12 protein-coding genes and 1 pseudogene are annotated in these 13,493 nt (G+C 68.2%); 5 read left to right on the top strand and 8 right to left on the bottom strand.

Annotated elements, in window-relative coordinates:
* The first annotated feature begins 97 nt into the window (after window positions 1–97).
* Entirely contained in the window at window positions 98–286 is a 189-nt protein-coding gene (locus OG588_RS11260) for a hypothetical protein (RefSeq protein WP_019060600.1), read from the top strand.
* Between the two features lie 195 nt (window positions 287–481).
* On the opposite strand, the pseudogene OG588_RS11255 reads toward OG588_RS11260, so the two are convergent.
* Window positions 482–685 (bottom strand): annotated as a pseudogene (locus OG588_RS11255) (VapC toxin family PIN domain ribonuclease); the annotation flags it as partial.
* 146 nt (window positions 686–831) lie between these two features.
* On the opposite strand from OG588_RS11255, the gene OG588_RS11250 reads away from it, so the two are divergent.
* Entirely contained in the window at window positions 832–1,785 is a 954-nt protein-coding gene (locus OG588_RS11250; RefSeq protein WP_405947154.1) for a MerR family transcriptional regulator, read from the top strand.
* Window positions 1,786–1,852: 67 nt separating this feature from the next.
* On the opposite strand, the gene OG588_RS11245 is transcribed toward OG588_RS11250, so the two are convergent.
* The 3 genes from OG588_RS11245 to OG588_RS11235 all read right to left on the bottom strand — a co-directional run bounded on the left by OG588_RS11245 (window position 1,853) and on the right by OG588_RS11235 (window position 5,075).
* The gene (locus OG588_RS11245) at window positions 1,853–3,535 is read right to left on the bottom strand and encodes a rhamnogalacturonan lyase B N-terminal domain-containing protein (RefSeq protein ID WP_405947153.1); all 1,683 of its coding nucleotides are present in this window, start codon (window positions 3,533–3,535) and stop codon (window positions 1,853–1,855) included.
* Window positions 3,536–3,654: 119 nt separating this feature from the next.
* Window positions 3,655–4,512, bottom strand: coding sequence for a hypothetical protein (locus tag OG588_RS11240; protein WP_405947152.1), 858 nt, complete (start codon window positions 4,510–4,512; stop codon window positions 3,655–3,657).
* Window positions 4,509–5,075 carry a SigE family RNA polymerase sigma factor gene (locus OG588_RS11235; RefSeq protein ID WP_019060605.1) on the bottom strand — a complete coding sequence of 189 codons (567 nt, stop codon included), beginning with the start codon at window positions 5,073–5,075 and terminating at the stop codon, window positions 4,509–4,511. The genes OG588_RS11240 and OG588_RS11235 overlap by 4 nt, the downstream gene beginning before the upstream one ends.
* 263 nt (window positions 5,076–5,338) lie before the next feature.
* Between OG588_RS11235 and OG588_RS11230 the strand changes: the two genes are divergently transcribed.
* Window positions 5,339–6,790 (top strand): NCS2 family permease, encoded by a 1,452-nt coding sequence (locus OG588_RS11230; RefSeq protein ID WP_405947151.1) that lies wholly within the window; start codon window positions 5,339–5,341, stop codon window positions 6,788–6,790.
* A gap of 100 nt (window positions 6,791–6,890) precedes the next feature.
* Here OG588_RS11230 and OG588_RS11225 read toward each other — a convergent pair whose 3' ends face one another.
* The 3 genes from OG588_RS11225 to OG588_RS11215 all read right to left on the bottom strand — a co-directional run bounded on the left by OG588_RS11225 (window position 6,891) and on the right by OG588_RS11215 (window position 9,710).
* A complete protein-coding gene (locus OG588_RS11225; protein WP_405947150.1) occupies window positions 6,891–8,348 on the bottom strand; it encodes a peptidoglycan D,D-transpeptidase FtsI family protein in 1,458 nt (485 codons plus the stop codon).
* A 110-nt stretch (window positions 8,349–8,458) separates the two neighbouring features.
* Entirely contained in the window at window positions 8,459–8,932 is a 474-nt protein-coding gene (locus OG588_RS11220; RefSeq protein ID WP_405947149.1) for a GNAT family N-acetyltransferase, read from the bottom strand.
* A gap of 4 nt (window positions 8,933–8,936) precedes the next feature.
* The gene (locus OG588_RS11215) at window positions 8,937–9,710 is read right to left on the bottom strand and encodes an IclR family transcriptional regulator (RefSeq protein ID WP_019060609.1); all 774 of its coding nucleotides are present in this window, start codon (window positions 9,708–9,710) and stop codon (window positions 8,937–8,939) included.
* Between the two features lie 133 nt (window positions 9,711–9,843).
* Here OG588_RS11215 and OG588_RS11210 point away from each other — a divergent pair, with 133 nt between their 5' ends.
* Both OG588_RS11210 and OG588_RS11205 read left to right on the top strand, forming a co-directional pair.
* Window positions 9,844–11,373 carry an aldehyde dehydrogenase (NADP(+)) gene (locus OG588_RS11210; RefSeq protein WP_405947148.1) on the top strand — a complete coding sequence of 510 codons (1,530 nt, stop codon included), beginning with the start codon at window positions 9,844–9,846 and terminating at the stop codon, window positions 11,371–11,373.
* Window positions 11,374–11,502: 129 nt separating this feature from the next.
* Window positions 11,503–12,111, top strand: coding sequence for a DUF1349 domain-containing protein (locus OG588_RS11205; RefSeq protein ID WP_405947147.1), 609 nt, complete (start codon window positions 11,503–11,505; stop codon window positions 12,109–12,111).
* On the opposite strand, the gene OG588_RS11200 is transcribed toward OG588_RS11205, so the two are convergent.
* Window positions 12,077–13,441, bottom strand: coding sequence for an MFS transporter (locus OG588_RS11200; RefSeq protein WP_405947146.1), 1,365 nt, complete (start codon window positions 13,439–13,441; stop codon window positions 12,077–12,079). The genes OG588_RS11205 and OG588_RS11200 overlap by 35 nt on opposite strands.
* Window positions 13,442–13,493 lie beyond the last annotated feature (52 nt).

Below are 13,493 nucleotides of genomic sequence, written 5' to 3'. Positions count from 1 at the left end.
CCCCGGACGGCTTGACGTCTCCGTCGTGCTTCGGGACGAAGAGGCCCAGCCACGGCCCACGCCTCGTGTCTCACCCTTCAGGCGATAGCTTGCGCCAATGACCGATGACATTGTCCTGCGCCTCGACCGTGACACCGCAGAGGACCTGTACGAGGTGCTGTGGCTGGTGGGCGAGCACATCGCCGCCGGCGCACCGATCACGGAACCGCCGCCAGAGGCGGACGCGCGGTTGGCACGGATGTTCAAGTCGTTGGGTGACTCGCTGGGCAAGGGCAGGGTGGTCTAGCGCCGACCGCAACGCGGCACTGATTCGGGCCGGCTGGGTGCGCTCCTGGAACACCTGAGCTTCTCAGGCTTAGAGTGCCGGTTCGATTCTTACGCACAAGGCTGCCGACGTCGGGACAAGGCGCCGCCCCGCGGCTTCACTGTTCATGCCGCAATACCCCGCACCAGAAGATCGCAGCCTGCCGTTCCCTCGTCGCAGCGGCAGATCAGCGGGCCGGACGCGGAATGACTTGAGCCGGCCGAGCGGACGTACGGCACGGAAATCGCGCCGGTCGAGGGTGAGGATCGCGTCGGTGTCGTAGTCCGCTGCCAACGCCACGTTCACCGCAACGGTGAGGTCCAGATCCCGTGCGCCGTAGCGGACGCGGACGGATTGGGCGGCGCCCACGTTGCCCACGGTGTGCCCTTCAGAGCGGACAACCACGATCACCAGGCCTGCTCGGCCGCGAGCATCCGGCGCTAGTCCTTGTGGACCTTTGAGATGGTTGCCCGTCGGCAGGCGAAGGGGCTTGAGTCTCCAGTAAGGGGAGACGCAAAGGTGGGGGCATGGACGGCGACACGCTCCACTCGATCGGTGAACTCGCTCGGCGGACCGGTCTCACGGTCAAGACCATCCGGTTCTACTCCGATCACGGAATCGTGGCGCCGACGGACCGCAGCCCGGCCGGCCACCGCCTCTACGGCATCGACGCCGTCGCACGCCTGGACCTTGTAAGGACCTTGCGCGAGCTGGGAGTTGATCTCTCCACGATCCGCAAGGTCGTGGACCGTGAGCTCTCGCTTCCCGAGGTCGCCGCGGCGCACGCCGAAGCGCTGGCCGTGCAGATCCGGGTCCTGCGTATACGGCGCGCGGTGTTGATGGCGGTGGCCGAGCGCGGGTCCACACCTGAGGAGACGGAACTCATGCACCGGCTGGCCCAGCTCTCCGAGGACGAACGCCGACGTCTGATCGGCGATTTCCTCGACGCCGTATTCGGCGGTCTCGACGACGCCGCCCCCGCATTCGCCGGGGTCATGCGCTCGATGACCCCCGAACTGCCCGACAACCCGGAGGCTGAACAGGTCCAGGCGTGGGTGGAGTTGGCCGAACTGTCCCTGGACCCGGACTTCCGAGCCTCCGTGCGGCGGATGGCCGAGGACCAGGCAGCCGAGCAGGCCCGAAGCGGCACGGCGGTCCCGCGCCGCGACATCGCCGCAGCCGTCCGCGACCAGGTCGGGCCGGCTCTGGCCGCCGGCATTGACCCGGCCTCACCTCAGGCCGTTCCGTTCGTCGCTGCGTTCACCGCGCACTACGCGCAGCTTCTCGGCTGTCCCGACGACATCGAGCTCCGCCACCGGCTGGCGACTCGGCTGGAGAGCGTCAACGACCCCCGCAGGGAGCGATATCTCCAGCTGCTGGCGGTGGTCAACGGCTGGTCGGCCCCGGAAAGTCTCGCCCCCGTCTTCGACTGGTCCGTCCAGGCCCTGCGCATCCGGACACCGCGACGCACGAGTCCCTGACGTCCATGGGACAACGCCCCCGCCGGTCGTCACCGGCAGGGGCGTTGCTCTGCTGACCGAGGGGGGCTCAGGTCAGCAGGTCTATGCAGTCGAACGACGTGCCCGGGCTGAGGAACCCCGACCCCGTCGAACCACTGACGACATTGATCTTCAGCACGTTGTACTTCGTCGCGTCCGAACTCCACGCACTGGAAAGGACGTTGAAAACGAACGTGTGGTTGTTTCCGCGATAGGAACCCGTGGTGAGATCCCGCGTCGAGGGTTGTGTGGGTGGGGTGGGGATGGCCGAGACCCAGTCGTTCACGGTGACTTGGGGGCGGGCGTTGATGTACGCCGTCGTCACCCCGACCCGCAGGGTGTGCGCTGCGGCGGCCTGTGCCGCGGTGAGCTTGAAGTACACAAGTACCCCGTTGTTGACGTCCTTCCAGATGTACGCCGGGAAGGACGCGGCCTCGCTCCCGCTCCCGATCGTGACGTTGCCGGTCCACTTCTCCGCCCGGGCGTCGGAGGGATGCGCGTATGTCATCAGCTCGGCGTTCTTGAACTCCCCGGGCGTACCGTCCCAGTTGCCAAGCCGCCATACGGACGCCGCGGCGGACGGGTCACCTGTGATGCTCAGGGTGTGCAGGGACGTCGTACCGCCCGCTGTCACCGCCACCGACTGGCTGTGCACGGCGAGTTCGCCCTTGAAGACGGTCAGCGTGTACGTCCCCGGCAGCATCCCCTTGCAGGAGAAGGCACCGGTGCCGGCCGCGGCCTTCGCCCAGTACTGTGCGTCCGCGTTGGAAAAGCCCACCGTGTAGGGATACTTGGCGTCCATGCCCTTCAGGCCGACCCCCGCCACCTTTCCCCGGCCCGCCTTGCCGACCCAGCCCGTGATGCCCAGCGAGTCCGCCCAGGAGGTGTCGAGGTTCGCGGCGAAGAGGGAGGGGGACGGGGTGCCGCCATCCGTGAAAGCGACCACGAACGGGCCCTGCAGACCGAAGCGTTCGGGCTCCGTCTGGGCCTCGTTGTAGTGCAGGATCTCGTACAGTCCCGCCCCGCCCTCGTTCGAGTGGCGCAGCAGCGAGCGGTAGAACGGGCCGCCGGACGCCTTCTCGTGGTTGGAGCGGACCAGGTACAGGCCGACCGAGCCGGTGGTGAAGCCGACGTGGTCGTAGTCGATGGTCCGCTTGCCCGAGTAGTGCTTGGAGCGGGTCGTGCCGGCAGGGTGCTTCCAGACGTCACCGGCCTCGATGATCGTGTCGGTGGTCGAATCCCACGCGTCCGAACCGGAGTTGGGGAACACCCCCGCCTTCACACGAACGATGTACCGGGTCGCGGTGAAGGACGCGTCCGCCTTGTTCGTCCACAGGTAGACGTTGTTCTCGCCGCTGCGGGCCGCGTACCACTGGGTGATCGCGCCGTGCGCGACCTTCACCAGGATCGTCGAGCCTGATTGCTTGATGGTGACCGTGGAGGCGCCGAGGCCGGACTCGACATGCGAGTGCATGCCGCCGTAGCCCTCGTACTCCTTGCCCTTGTAGGCGAGGGACGTGATGTCACCCGTCGACTTGGAGACCTTGAGGATGAGTGAACTGCCCGTGGTGATCACGTAGTTGGAGCCGTCGTCGGTGTAGCCGAAGGCGGCGGCGTTGGCGGACGAGAGGAGGCCGGTACCGCCCGCGACGGCCGCGCCGGTGGCGGCGACACCGATCGCGGAGGCCCCGAGCACCCGCCTGCGGGTGAGGTGCTTCTTGTGCGTGCTCAAGCGACTTGCTCCGTGTGACTCCGTGCGAGAGGAACCTTGCGCCTCTTCGTCGCCACCGGCGGAGAAAGGGTTGCCGCGCGTCCGAAGATTTCTCTACGGCCGCTCTCTACGACGGTCTGCTACGACTTCTGCGCCGCGAAGTCGCCCTTCACCGCGAGCTGTTGGCCGGCCGCCGTGCCCGCCGCCGAGTAGCTGTCGTCCTTGGCGTCCCGGCCGCCGCGCGCATGGTTGTACTGCCCGGCGAAGACCCACTCGCCGACCGCGACCGTACGGCCCTCCTTGAGCACCCACGTGTAGACCAGGAACCCGTCCTGTTCCGTCACCGTCTGCGTGAAGTCCTGCTCGGGCAGCGAGCGCCAGGCGCCCGCGGAGGTGACCCCGGCGGTCAGCTTGACCTTCAACTGGACGGTGAGTGAAGTGAGTTGCTTGCTCGTCTTCAGGGTGACATCGCTCTGCGCCCAGAAGTCGTTGCTGCCCGGGTCGATCGAACCGTCCGACCAGAGCGGGCCGTCCTGGGTACCGGAGGCTGGCGGCAGCGCGGGTGTGGAGGTGGAGGCGGTCGGGGACTCCGTCGGCGAGGCGCTCGCCTTCGGGGAGCTGTGCGAGGTGTCGCCCGAGCCTGAACTCGGCTTCGGGGCAACCGGTTTGACCGGCGTACGGCTCGTCGCGTCCGGCGACGGAGTGGGTGTGGGCGTCGGTGAGACGGAGACCGTCTGCTCGGCGGGGGAGTTGTTCTTCACTGCGGACGCCACCGCGTAGCCGCCGATCGCGAGGACGCTCGCCACCGCGGCCGTCGCGCTGACCACCCGCACCCAGCCGAACACGGGCGGCCGGGTGGCCCGGTGATCGGGGCGGGACTGCGCCGCCATACCGCGTTCGAGCCGGGCCAGGATGCGGGAGCGGTCGGGTTCGTGTCCCTCGGCCGCCTCGTGCAGCCGGGCGATCAACTCGTCGTCGTGCACGTCCTGATGCCTCATCGGGTCCTCCCTCCACTCTCGCCGCCGCGTGCCAGCGCCGCGTGCATCCGCAGCGGAGGGCTCTGCGGACCGAGCAACCGCTGCAACTCCGCCATCCCCTTCGACGTCTGGCTCTTAACCGTACCGACGGAAACACCGAGGGCGAGCGCGGTGTCCTTCTCCGACAGGTCGAACGCGTGCCGCAGCACGACACAGGCCCGCTTGCGGAACGGCAGTCTGCGCAGGGCCTCTTGGACGTCGACCACGCCGGCCACGTCCGGATTCTCGGTCTTCTCCTCGCGCTGTGACCAGAACAGGGCGACCCGCCGCCGCTCACGCACCGCGCTGCGGATCCGGGTGCGGGCCAGATTGGCGACGACCCCACGGGCGTAGGCCGCGGGATGGTCGGCGGCGCGCACCCGGTCCCAGCGGTGCCAGAGCGCGAGCAGCGCGTCGGCCGCGAGATCGTCGGCGGCGTCCGCCTCACCCGTCAACAGGTGGGCGAGCCTGGACAGTTCGGCGTAGTGGCGCTCGAAGAAGGCGTGGAACTCCTCGGAGGCGGCGTCGTCGACGACTGTGCCCACGGCGGACCTCTCCTCGCTGCGGTTTGTGAGTGTCATGTAGATGACACGTGTTTGTTCGGGGATGATCCCGACGAGATCCGGAAGCGTAGCAGTGATCAACTGGCCGATCTGGTACGGACCTTCGAACGGCGTCTGACCCGTCGACCGTAGACCGCCAGGCCGACCCTGATTCCGTAACACGGGGAAAACCTGAAACAGGTTCAACGCGGGAACAATCCAGCCAGCATCCGCGCACGATCATTGAAGCCACGAGGAGTACCCGCATGTCCGAGTCACAGAAGGTGGCCGACCGGCCAAGTGCCGAACCACCGGCGGCGAACGGTGTCGACCGGTTCTTCAAGATCTCCGAACGGGGATCCACCTTCGGCCGTGAGATACGCGGCGGCTTCGCCACGTTCTTCACGATGGCCTACATCCTCGTCCTGAACCCGATCATCCTGGGCAGCGCCAAGGACAAGTTCGGCCACACCCTCGACACCGGCCAACTGGTCACCGCCACCGCCCTGGTGGCCTGTGTGATGACCGTCATCATGGGCGTCGGCGGCAACCTGCCGCTCGCCATCGCCGCGGGCCTCGGCCTCAACGCCGTCGTCGCCTTCCAGCTGGCCCCGCTGATGAGCTGGCCCGACGCGATGGGACTCGTCGTCATCGAGGGCGTCCTGATCTGCGTCCTGGTCCTCACCGGGCTGCGCGAGGCGATCATGAACGCGATCCCGCAACAGCTCAAGCAGGCCATCGGCGTCGGCATCGGGCTGTTCATCGCGTTCATCGGCTTCGTCGACGCGGGCTTCGTCAGTCGTATACCGGACGTCGCGCAGACCACGGTCCCCGTGCAACTCGGCGCCGTCGGTCATCTGGCCGGCTGGCCCGTGCTCGTCTTCTGTCTCGGTGTCCTGCTGACCATCGCGCTCGTCGCCCGCAAGGTGAAGGGCGCGATCCTGATCAGCATCGTCACGATGACCGTCCTCGCGATCATCATCAACTCCGTTGCCGACATCAAGAGTTGGGGTCTGATGACGCCCAAGGTGCCGGACAAGATCGTGGAAGCGCCCGACTTCGGGCTCATCGGTCACTTCAGCCTGTTCGGCGCGTTCGGCGAGACCAGCGCGATCACTGTCGTCCTACTGATCTTCACGCTGATCCTGTCCGACTTCTTCGACGCCATGGGCACGATCGTCGGTATCAGCGCGGAGGCCGGTCTGCTGGACGACGATGGTCAGGTGCCGAACATCGGTCGCGTCCTGTTCATCGACGGGGCCGCCGCCGTCGCCGGTGGGCTCGGGTCCGCGTCCTCCAACACCGCGTACATCGAGTCGGCGTCCGGGGTCGGTGAGGGCTCGCGTACCGGGTTCTCGAATCTGATCACCGGTGGGTTGTTCGGGCTGGCGTTGTTCCTTACGCCGCTGCTCACGATCGTGCCGCTTCAGGCCGCCGCGCCCGCGCTGATCGCGGTTGGGTTCCTGATGATGACCCACGTCAAGCACATCGACTGGGACAAGTACGAGATCGCGATTCCGGCGTTCCTCACCATCGCTGTGATGCCGTTCACGTACTCGATCACCGATGGCATTGGTGCCGGGTTCATCTCTTACGTCGTGATCAAGGCGGTGCTCGGTAAGGCGAAGGAGATCAACTGGTTGCTGTGGGGTGTGTCGGCGCTGTTCCTCGTCTACTTCGCCATCGACCCGGTGGAGCAGATTCTGGGTGTGAAGTAGGAGTAGGGGTCGCTGCGCGATCGGCCGCGAGTTCGTCGTGGCTGGTCGCGCCCACGCGGCGGAGCCGCAAATAGACACAGCCCCGCGCCCCTTGGCGGCATCACAGCAAGGCCGCTTTCATCATGGCCTTGGCCACCGGAGCCGCCAAGCCGTTGCCGCTGATCTCCGACCTTGCCGCGTCCGACTGTTCCACCAGTACCGCCACCGCGACCTCCTTGCCCGTCGAGTCGGACTTGCCGTACGCGGTGAACCAGGCATACGGCGACTGGTCGTTGTTCTCACCGTGCTGGGCGGTACCCGTCTTGCCGCCGACCGTCACGCCCGCGATCTCGGCGTTCGTGCCGGTGCCGTCCGTGATGACCGTCTGCATCGCCGACTGGAGTTGCTGGGCCGTGCGCGAGCTGACGATCTGCTTCGTCGACGTGCTGTCGTCGTAGTTGTGGACCACATCGCCGCCGCTGTCGGTGGTCTCCGACACCATGTGCGGGGAGACCAGCTTGCCGTCGTTGGCTATGGCGGCCGACACCATGGCCATCTGGAGCGGGGTGGCGGTCACGTCGTACTGGCCGATGCCGGTCAGGGCCGTGGACGACGTGTTCATGTTGGACGGGTAGACGCTCGGGTAGGCCCGCACCGGGATGTCCAGCTTGTCGTCGTTGAAGCCGAACTTCTCGGCCATCGCCTTGACCTTGTCCTGGCCCAGGTCGACGGCCATCTTCGCGAACACGGTGTTGCACGAGTACTGGAGCGCGACCCGGATCGAGGCGTTCGTGCAGGGCGCGGAGGAGCTCTCGTTCGTCAGCTTCGTGACCGTGCCCGGCAGGGTGTACGGCGAGGGGCTCGTCGTCTTCTCGTCCACCGAGGAGTACAGCCCGTCCTCCAGCGCGGCCGCCGCCACGACCAGCTTGAACGTCGACCCCGGCGGCAGCGGCTGGCGCAGCGCGCGGTTGGTCAGCGGCTTGTCGGAGTCGGCGTTGAGCTGCTTCCAGGCCGTCCCGGCGGTGTCGGCGTCGGTCAGCGCCGAGGGGTCGTAGGACGGGGTCGAGACGACGGCGAGGATCTTGCCGGTCGTCGGATCGATCGCGACGGCGGCACCCTTCTTGTCGCCGAGCGCGTTGTAAGCGGCCTTCTGTACATCCGGGTCGATCGTCGTGACCACGTTGCCCGGGGCGGCCCGCTCGCCGGTGACCGTGTCCATCGCGGTCTTCAGGCTGCTGTCCGTGCCGTCGAGGAGATCCGCGTAGATCCCCTCCAACTGCGTCGGCGCATAGCTCTGCGAGGCGTAGCCCGTCACCGCCGCGTAGAGCTTGCCGTCCGTGTACGTGCGTTTGTACGCGAGGTCGCTGCTGCTCCCCGTCCGCGCCGAGCCGGTGATCGCGTTCCCGGCCACGATGATGTTCCCGAGCGGGTCCGCGTACGTCTCGATCGCGTTGCGCCGGTTGTCCTTGTCGTCCGCGAGTGCCTGGCCTTCGTAGAACTGCACCCAGGTCGCCCGCACCAGCAGAGCGAACACGAGGAGCAGTACGAAGACGGAGGTGCGCCTGATCGTCTTGTTCATCCCGCTCTGAAGACGACCGGGTGGGAACGAATCGTTCCCTTACATCGCTTTTCTCATCGACTGCTCATGAACCCGCTCATCGAGCATGAACCCGCTCGCTCATCGAGAGTTCATGAGTCCAGCGTCAGGACCAGCTCGTCGATCTCCTCGCCCCGCGCGTTCGCGAACCCCCGGTCGTGCCCGGTGATGCGGAACCCACACTTCTCCAGCACGCGCCGCGAGCCCGCGTTGTCGGCCGCCACGCGCGCGTGCACCGGGCGTTCGGGCGCCTCGGCCAGCAGGTCGCGCAGTGCGGCCGTCGCGATGCCCTTGCCCCAGTAGGTGCGGTCGATCCAGTACGTCACCTCGCGCTCGCCCGGGTCGCCGTAGACCGCGGCGCTGCCCACGACGTCGCCGTCGGCGAGGACCGTGCGGTTCAGGACGCCAGGCAAGGCGCGGATGCGCTTCCAGTGGGCGTCGAAGGCGTCCCTGTCGGCCGGGTCCTTCGCGGTGAAGGCGGCCATCCGGACGGACTCGAGGTCGTTCATCTGCCGGAAGAAGACCGGCAGATCGCTGTCGTGGACGGGGCGGAGCGAGACCTGCATGGGTTCAGAGCCTCCGGGTGGCGAGGGTCAGCCGGTCACGGGCGTCGAACAGGGCGTCCTTCACCATCTGTTCGTGCGCGGGCGTCAGCCGCGCCACCGGCACCGAGCAGCTGATCGCGTCCCGCGCGGGGGTGCGGTACGGGATCGCGACACCGAAGCAGCGCAGTCCCAGCGTGTTCTCCTCGCGGTCCACGGCGAAGCCCTGATCCCGCACCTGGTGGAGCTCCTCGATGAGCTTCTCGCGGTCGGTGATCGTGTGCTCGGTGAGCGCGGGCAGCGTCTCCGGGAGCATCTTGCGGACCTGCTCGTCGGAGTACGTGCTCAGCAGCGCCTTGCCCAGCGAGGTCGAGTGCGCGGGGAGCCGGCGGCCGACGCGGGTGAAGGGCCGTAGATAGTGCTGGGACTGGCGGGTGGCCAGGTAGACCACGTTCGTGCCGTCGAGGCGTGCGAGGTGGATGGTCTCCGTGGTGTCGTCGGAGAGGCGGTCCAGCGTCGGACGGGCGGCGGCCACCACCTCGTCGCCGTCGATGTACGACGTGCCCACGAGGAGTGCCCGTACGCCGATGCCGTACCGCGTGCCCGTGGCGTCCGTCTCCACCCAGCCCAGCTCGACAAGCGTGCGCAGCAACATGTACAGACTGGACTTGGGATATCCGACGGCCTCCTGGACCGCCGCGAGGGAGTGCATACCGGGCCGGCCGGCGAAGTATTCGAGCAGCTCCACCGTCCGCACCGCGGACTTGACCTGTGCCCCGCCGCCTGTCTCGCCTGCCGACATCGCCCTTGACCCCTTCGTTCGACGGGAAATAGTCTCCGAGAGCATATTCATCATCAGAGACAGCGTTCAGCATATCGAACGACCCTGGTGAATGACCCAGAACTGCGGCATTACATGTGTGGAGGGACCCGCGGTGGCAGCAGCACCAGTCTGGAGTGTCGACCCCCGAACCGGGAAGCAGCGTGAACAGGTTGCGGTGGAGGCCACAGCCCAGGAGGTGGACACCGCCGTCCGCGCCGCGCACGCGGCACGGGGTTCGCTCGCCGACCGTACGGTCCGCGCCGCCTTCCTGCGCGGTGCCGCCGACCAGCTCGAAGCGGCCAAGAACCAGTTGGTCGAGGTCGCCGACGCGGAGACCGCGCTCGGCCCGGTCCGGCTCAACGGCGAACTCGCCCGCACCTGCTACCAGTTGAGGGCCTTCGCGGACATCGTCGACGAGGGCGCCTTCCTCGACGTGGTCATCAACCACCCCGACGACACGGCCACTCCGCCGATCCCGGACCTGCGCCGCTACAAGGTGCCGCTGGGCGTCGTCGCCGTCTACTCGGCCTCCAACTTCCCCTTCGCCTTCTCCGTCCCCGGCGGCGACACGGCGAGCGCGCTGGCCGCCGGCTGCCCGGTCGTCGTCAAGGCCCACCCGGACCACCCGGGCCTGTCCGAGCTGGTCGCGAGCGTGCTGCGCAGGGCCGCCGCCGAGCAGGGCATCCCGGCCGGTGTCCTCGGCCTGGTGCACGGCTTCGAGGCGGGCGTCGAGCTCGTCAAGCACCCGCTGGTCTCGGCGGCCGGGTTCACCGGTTCCGTACGCGGCGGTCGTGCCCTGTTCGACGCGGCGTCGGCACGTCCGGTCCCGATCCCGTTCCATGGCGAACTGGGCTCCCTGAACCCGGTAGTTGTCACCGAGGCGGCCGCGGCCGAGCGGGCCGAGGCGATCGGTACGGGGCTCGCGGGTTCGATGACCCTGGGCGTCGGCCAGTTCTGTGTGAAGCCGGGGCTTGTGCTCGTGCCGTCCGGCTCCGCGGGGGACGGGCTGCTCAAGTCCCTCACCGACGCGGTCAGCAACACGGACTCTGGGGTGCTGCTGGACCACCGGATGCGCGACAACTTCCTTGCGGGCGTCACCGAGCGGGCCGGGTTGCCCGAGGTGGAGTCGCCGGTGACACCGGGGGCGGGGAGTGAGCACACGGTGAGTCCCGGGTTCCTGACGGTGCCGGCGGAGAAGCTGGCGGCTGAGGGGGCGTACGACCTGCTTCTCGAAGAGTGCTTCGGGCCGGTCACCGTGGTGGCGCGCTACGACGATGACGCGCAGGCGAACGCCGTGCTGTCGAGGCTGCCGGGGAATCTTACGGCGACGGTTCATCTGTCGGCGGAGGAGGCGGCCGGGGAGGGGCGTGGGGCGGAGATCCTTGCGGAGCTCACGCCGTTGGCCGGGCGGGTGTTGGTGAACGCGTGGCCCACGGGTGTTGCGGTTGCGCCCGCGCAGCATCACGGGGGGCCTTACCCGGCTACGACGTCTACCTCAACTTCTGTTGGTGGTACGGCTATTGAGCGGTGGCTGCGGCCTGTTGCTTACCAGAACACGCCTGAGGCTTTGCTGCCGTTGGAGTTGCGGGACGGTAATCCGCTGGGGCTGCCTCGGCGTTATGACGGGCATTTGGAGCGGTAGCGCCGTTGGGGTGCGGTTGAGTGCGGAGTGCCGGTTCGTTGTGGCTGGTCGCGCCCACGCGGCGGAGCCGCAAATCGATACAGCCCCGCGCCCCTGAAGGCAACTCCCTCGGCCTGCGATAGTGAGTGGATGGACTTGGAACTCTCCCAACTACCCTTTCCCCTCCGTGCTTACGGGCCCGACGGGCATTGGTCCTACGAGGACAGTGTGCTCACGGGGTGGGCCGGGCCTCGGCAGGATCGGTTCGTGCCGCCCACCGGGGAAGGGTTGGATCCTGCCTCCGATGCGCCCCGTCTTCTCGGGGCGCCGCACGGGGACTTCCAACTCATAGCCCGTGTCACCGTCGGGTTCGCGGGGTCCTTCGATGCCGGGGTGCTCTACGTCCACGTGGGGGAGCGGGCCTGGGCGAAGTTGTGTCTGGAGTACTCGCCCGATGTGCCTACCGTCTGCACGGTAGTCACCCGGGGGCACTCGGACGACGCCAACTCCTTCACGGTGGACGGTAGTTCGGTGTGGCTGCGGGTCAGCCGTACCGGGCGGGCCTTCGCCTTTCACGCGTCGCGGGACGGTGAGCGCTGGACCTTCATCCGGCTCTTCACCCTCGGCGACGAGAAGGAGACGGACGCGGCGCTGGTCGGGTTCATGACGCAGTCGCCGATGGGGGAGGGGTGTGTCGTGACGTACGACCACCTTGAGTTCAGGCCTAGTTGGCCGGACGACCTGAGAGACGGAAGCTGAGGAAGGCCGTCACCGCGAAGAGGGTCGCGCTGATCGCGAGGCTCTCCCGCAGGCCCGCCGTGAACCCGTCGGAGACCAGCGCCCCGAACACGGCGATGCCCAGTCCGCCCGCCACCTGACGCGCGGAGTTGAGGACACCGGCCGCCAGTCCCGCCCGTTCGGCCGGTACCGCGTCCATCATCGCGATGGTCAGTGGCGGGACCGTCAGGGCGCAGCCGAGGGCCATCGGGACGAGGAGCCAGGCCACGAGGAACGGGGGCGTGTTCTCGTCGACGCAGAGGAGGACGAGGGAGCCCAGTGCGGCGAGCGACTGGCCTATCAGCATGGGTAGTTGGGGGCCGTGGCGGGCCGCCAGTTTGCCCGACACGACGTTCGTCACGCCGATCAGGCCGGTCATCGGCAGGAACATCAGGCCGGCGTACAGCGCCGAACGACCCTGCACCTGCTGGAAGAAGAGCGAGAAGAGGAAGACCAGGCCGAAGAAGGCGACACTGCACGCGACACCCGACGCGACCGCCACGGACACCGTACGACTGCGGAAGAGGCCGAACGGCACCACCGGATGCGACTGGCGCAGCTCGACCCGGACGAAGGCCGCGCCCGCGACGAGCGCGATCAGCAGCGCCACAACTCCCGTCACCCCGCCCTCGATCACCGCGAAGGTCACGGCCGTGAGGGTGAGCACCGCCAGCAGTTGGCCCGGCAGGTCCAGCGGTGCGGGCCGGCGTTCCGAGCGCGGCGCCCGGAGCAGCAGCAACAGCGCCACCGCGCCCAGCGGCAGGTTGATGAAGAAGATGCCCCGCCAGTCCCAGACCGTGGTCAGCGCACCGCCCGCCACCGGGCCCAGGGCCACCGCCACCGCACCCCCGGCCCCCCAAGTCGCCACCGCCCGCGCCCTCTTGGCCGGTTCGGCGTAGGCCTGTCGTACCAGGGACAGCGAGGCCGGCAGGACGACGGCCGCCGCCACACCCTGCGCCGCGCGTGCGGCGATCAGCGCGGGCAGGTTCGGGACCAGGCCGCAGGCGGCCGAGGCGAGGGTGAAGACCGCGATGCCGATCGCATACGCGCGGCTCGCCCCGGCCCGGTCCGCGAAGGCGCCGGTGGACAGCATCAGCGCGGCGAAGGACAGCGTGTACGCGTCGACCACCCACTGCAGTCCCGACATCCCGCCGCCGAACGCGTCCTCGATGGACGGCAGCGCCACGTTCACCACGGACGCGTCGAGGCTGATGAGCGCGAAGCCGAGGAGGGCGGCGGCGAGGGTGAGTGTGGGGGAGGGCGGGGTCAAACCGCCGGTGCGGAGCCTGAGTTGGGTGGTGGGTGTTGTCATGTCCTCATGGTGCGGACTCGCGAGGCCCTACAGTAGTGGCCGGAACGCCATA

The sequence above is a fragment of the Streptomyces prunicolor genome, assembly GCF_045162825.1.
Classification (GTDB): Bacteria; Actinomycetota; Actinomycetes; order Streptomycetales; family Streptomycetaceae; genus Streptomyces; species Streptomyces prunicolor.
Note: the sequence above shows the minus strand (reverse complement) of the source record. Positions and strands in the feature narration are given on the sequence as shown.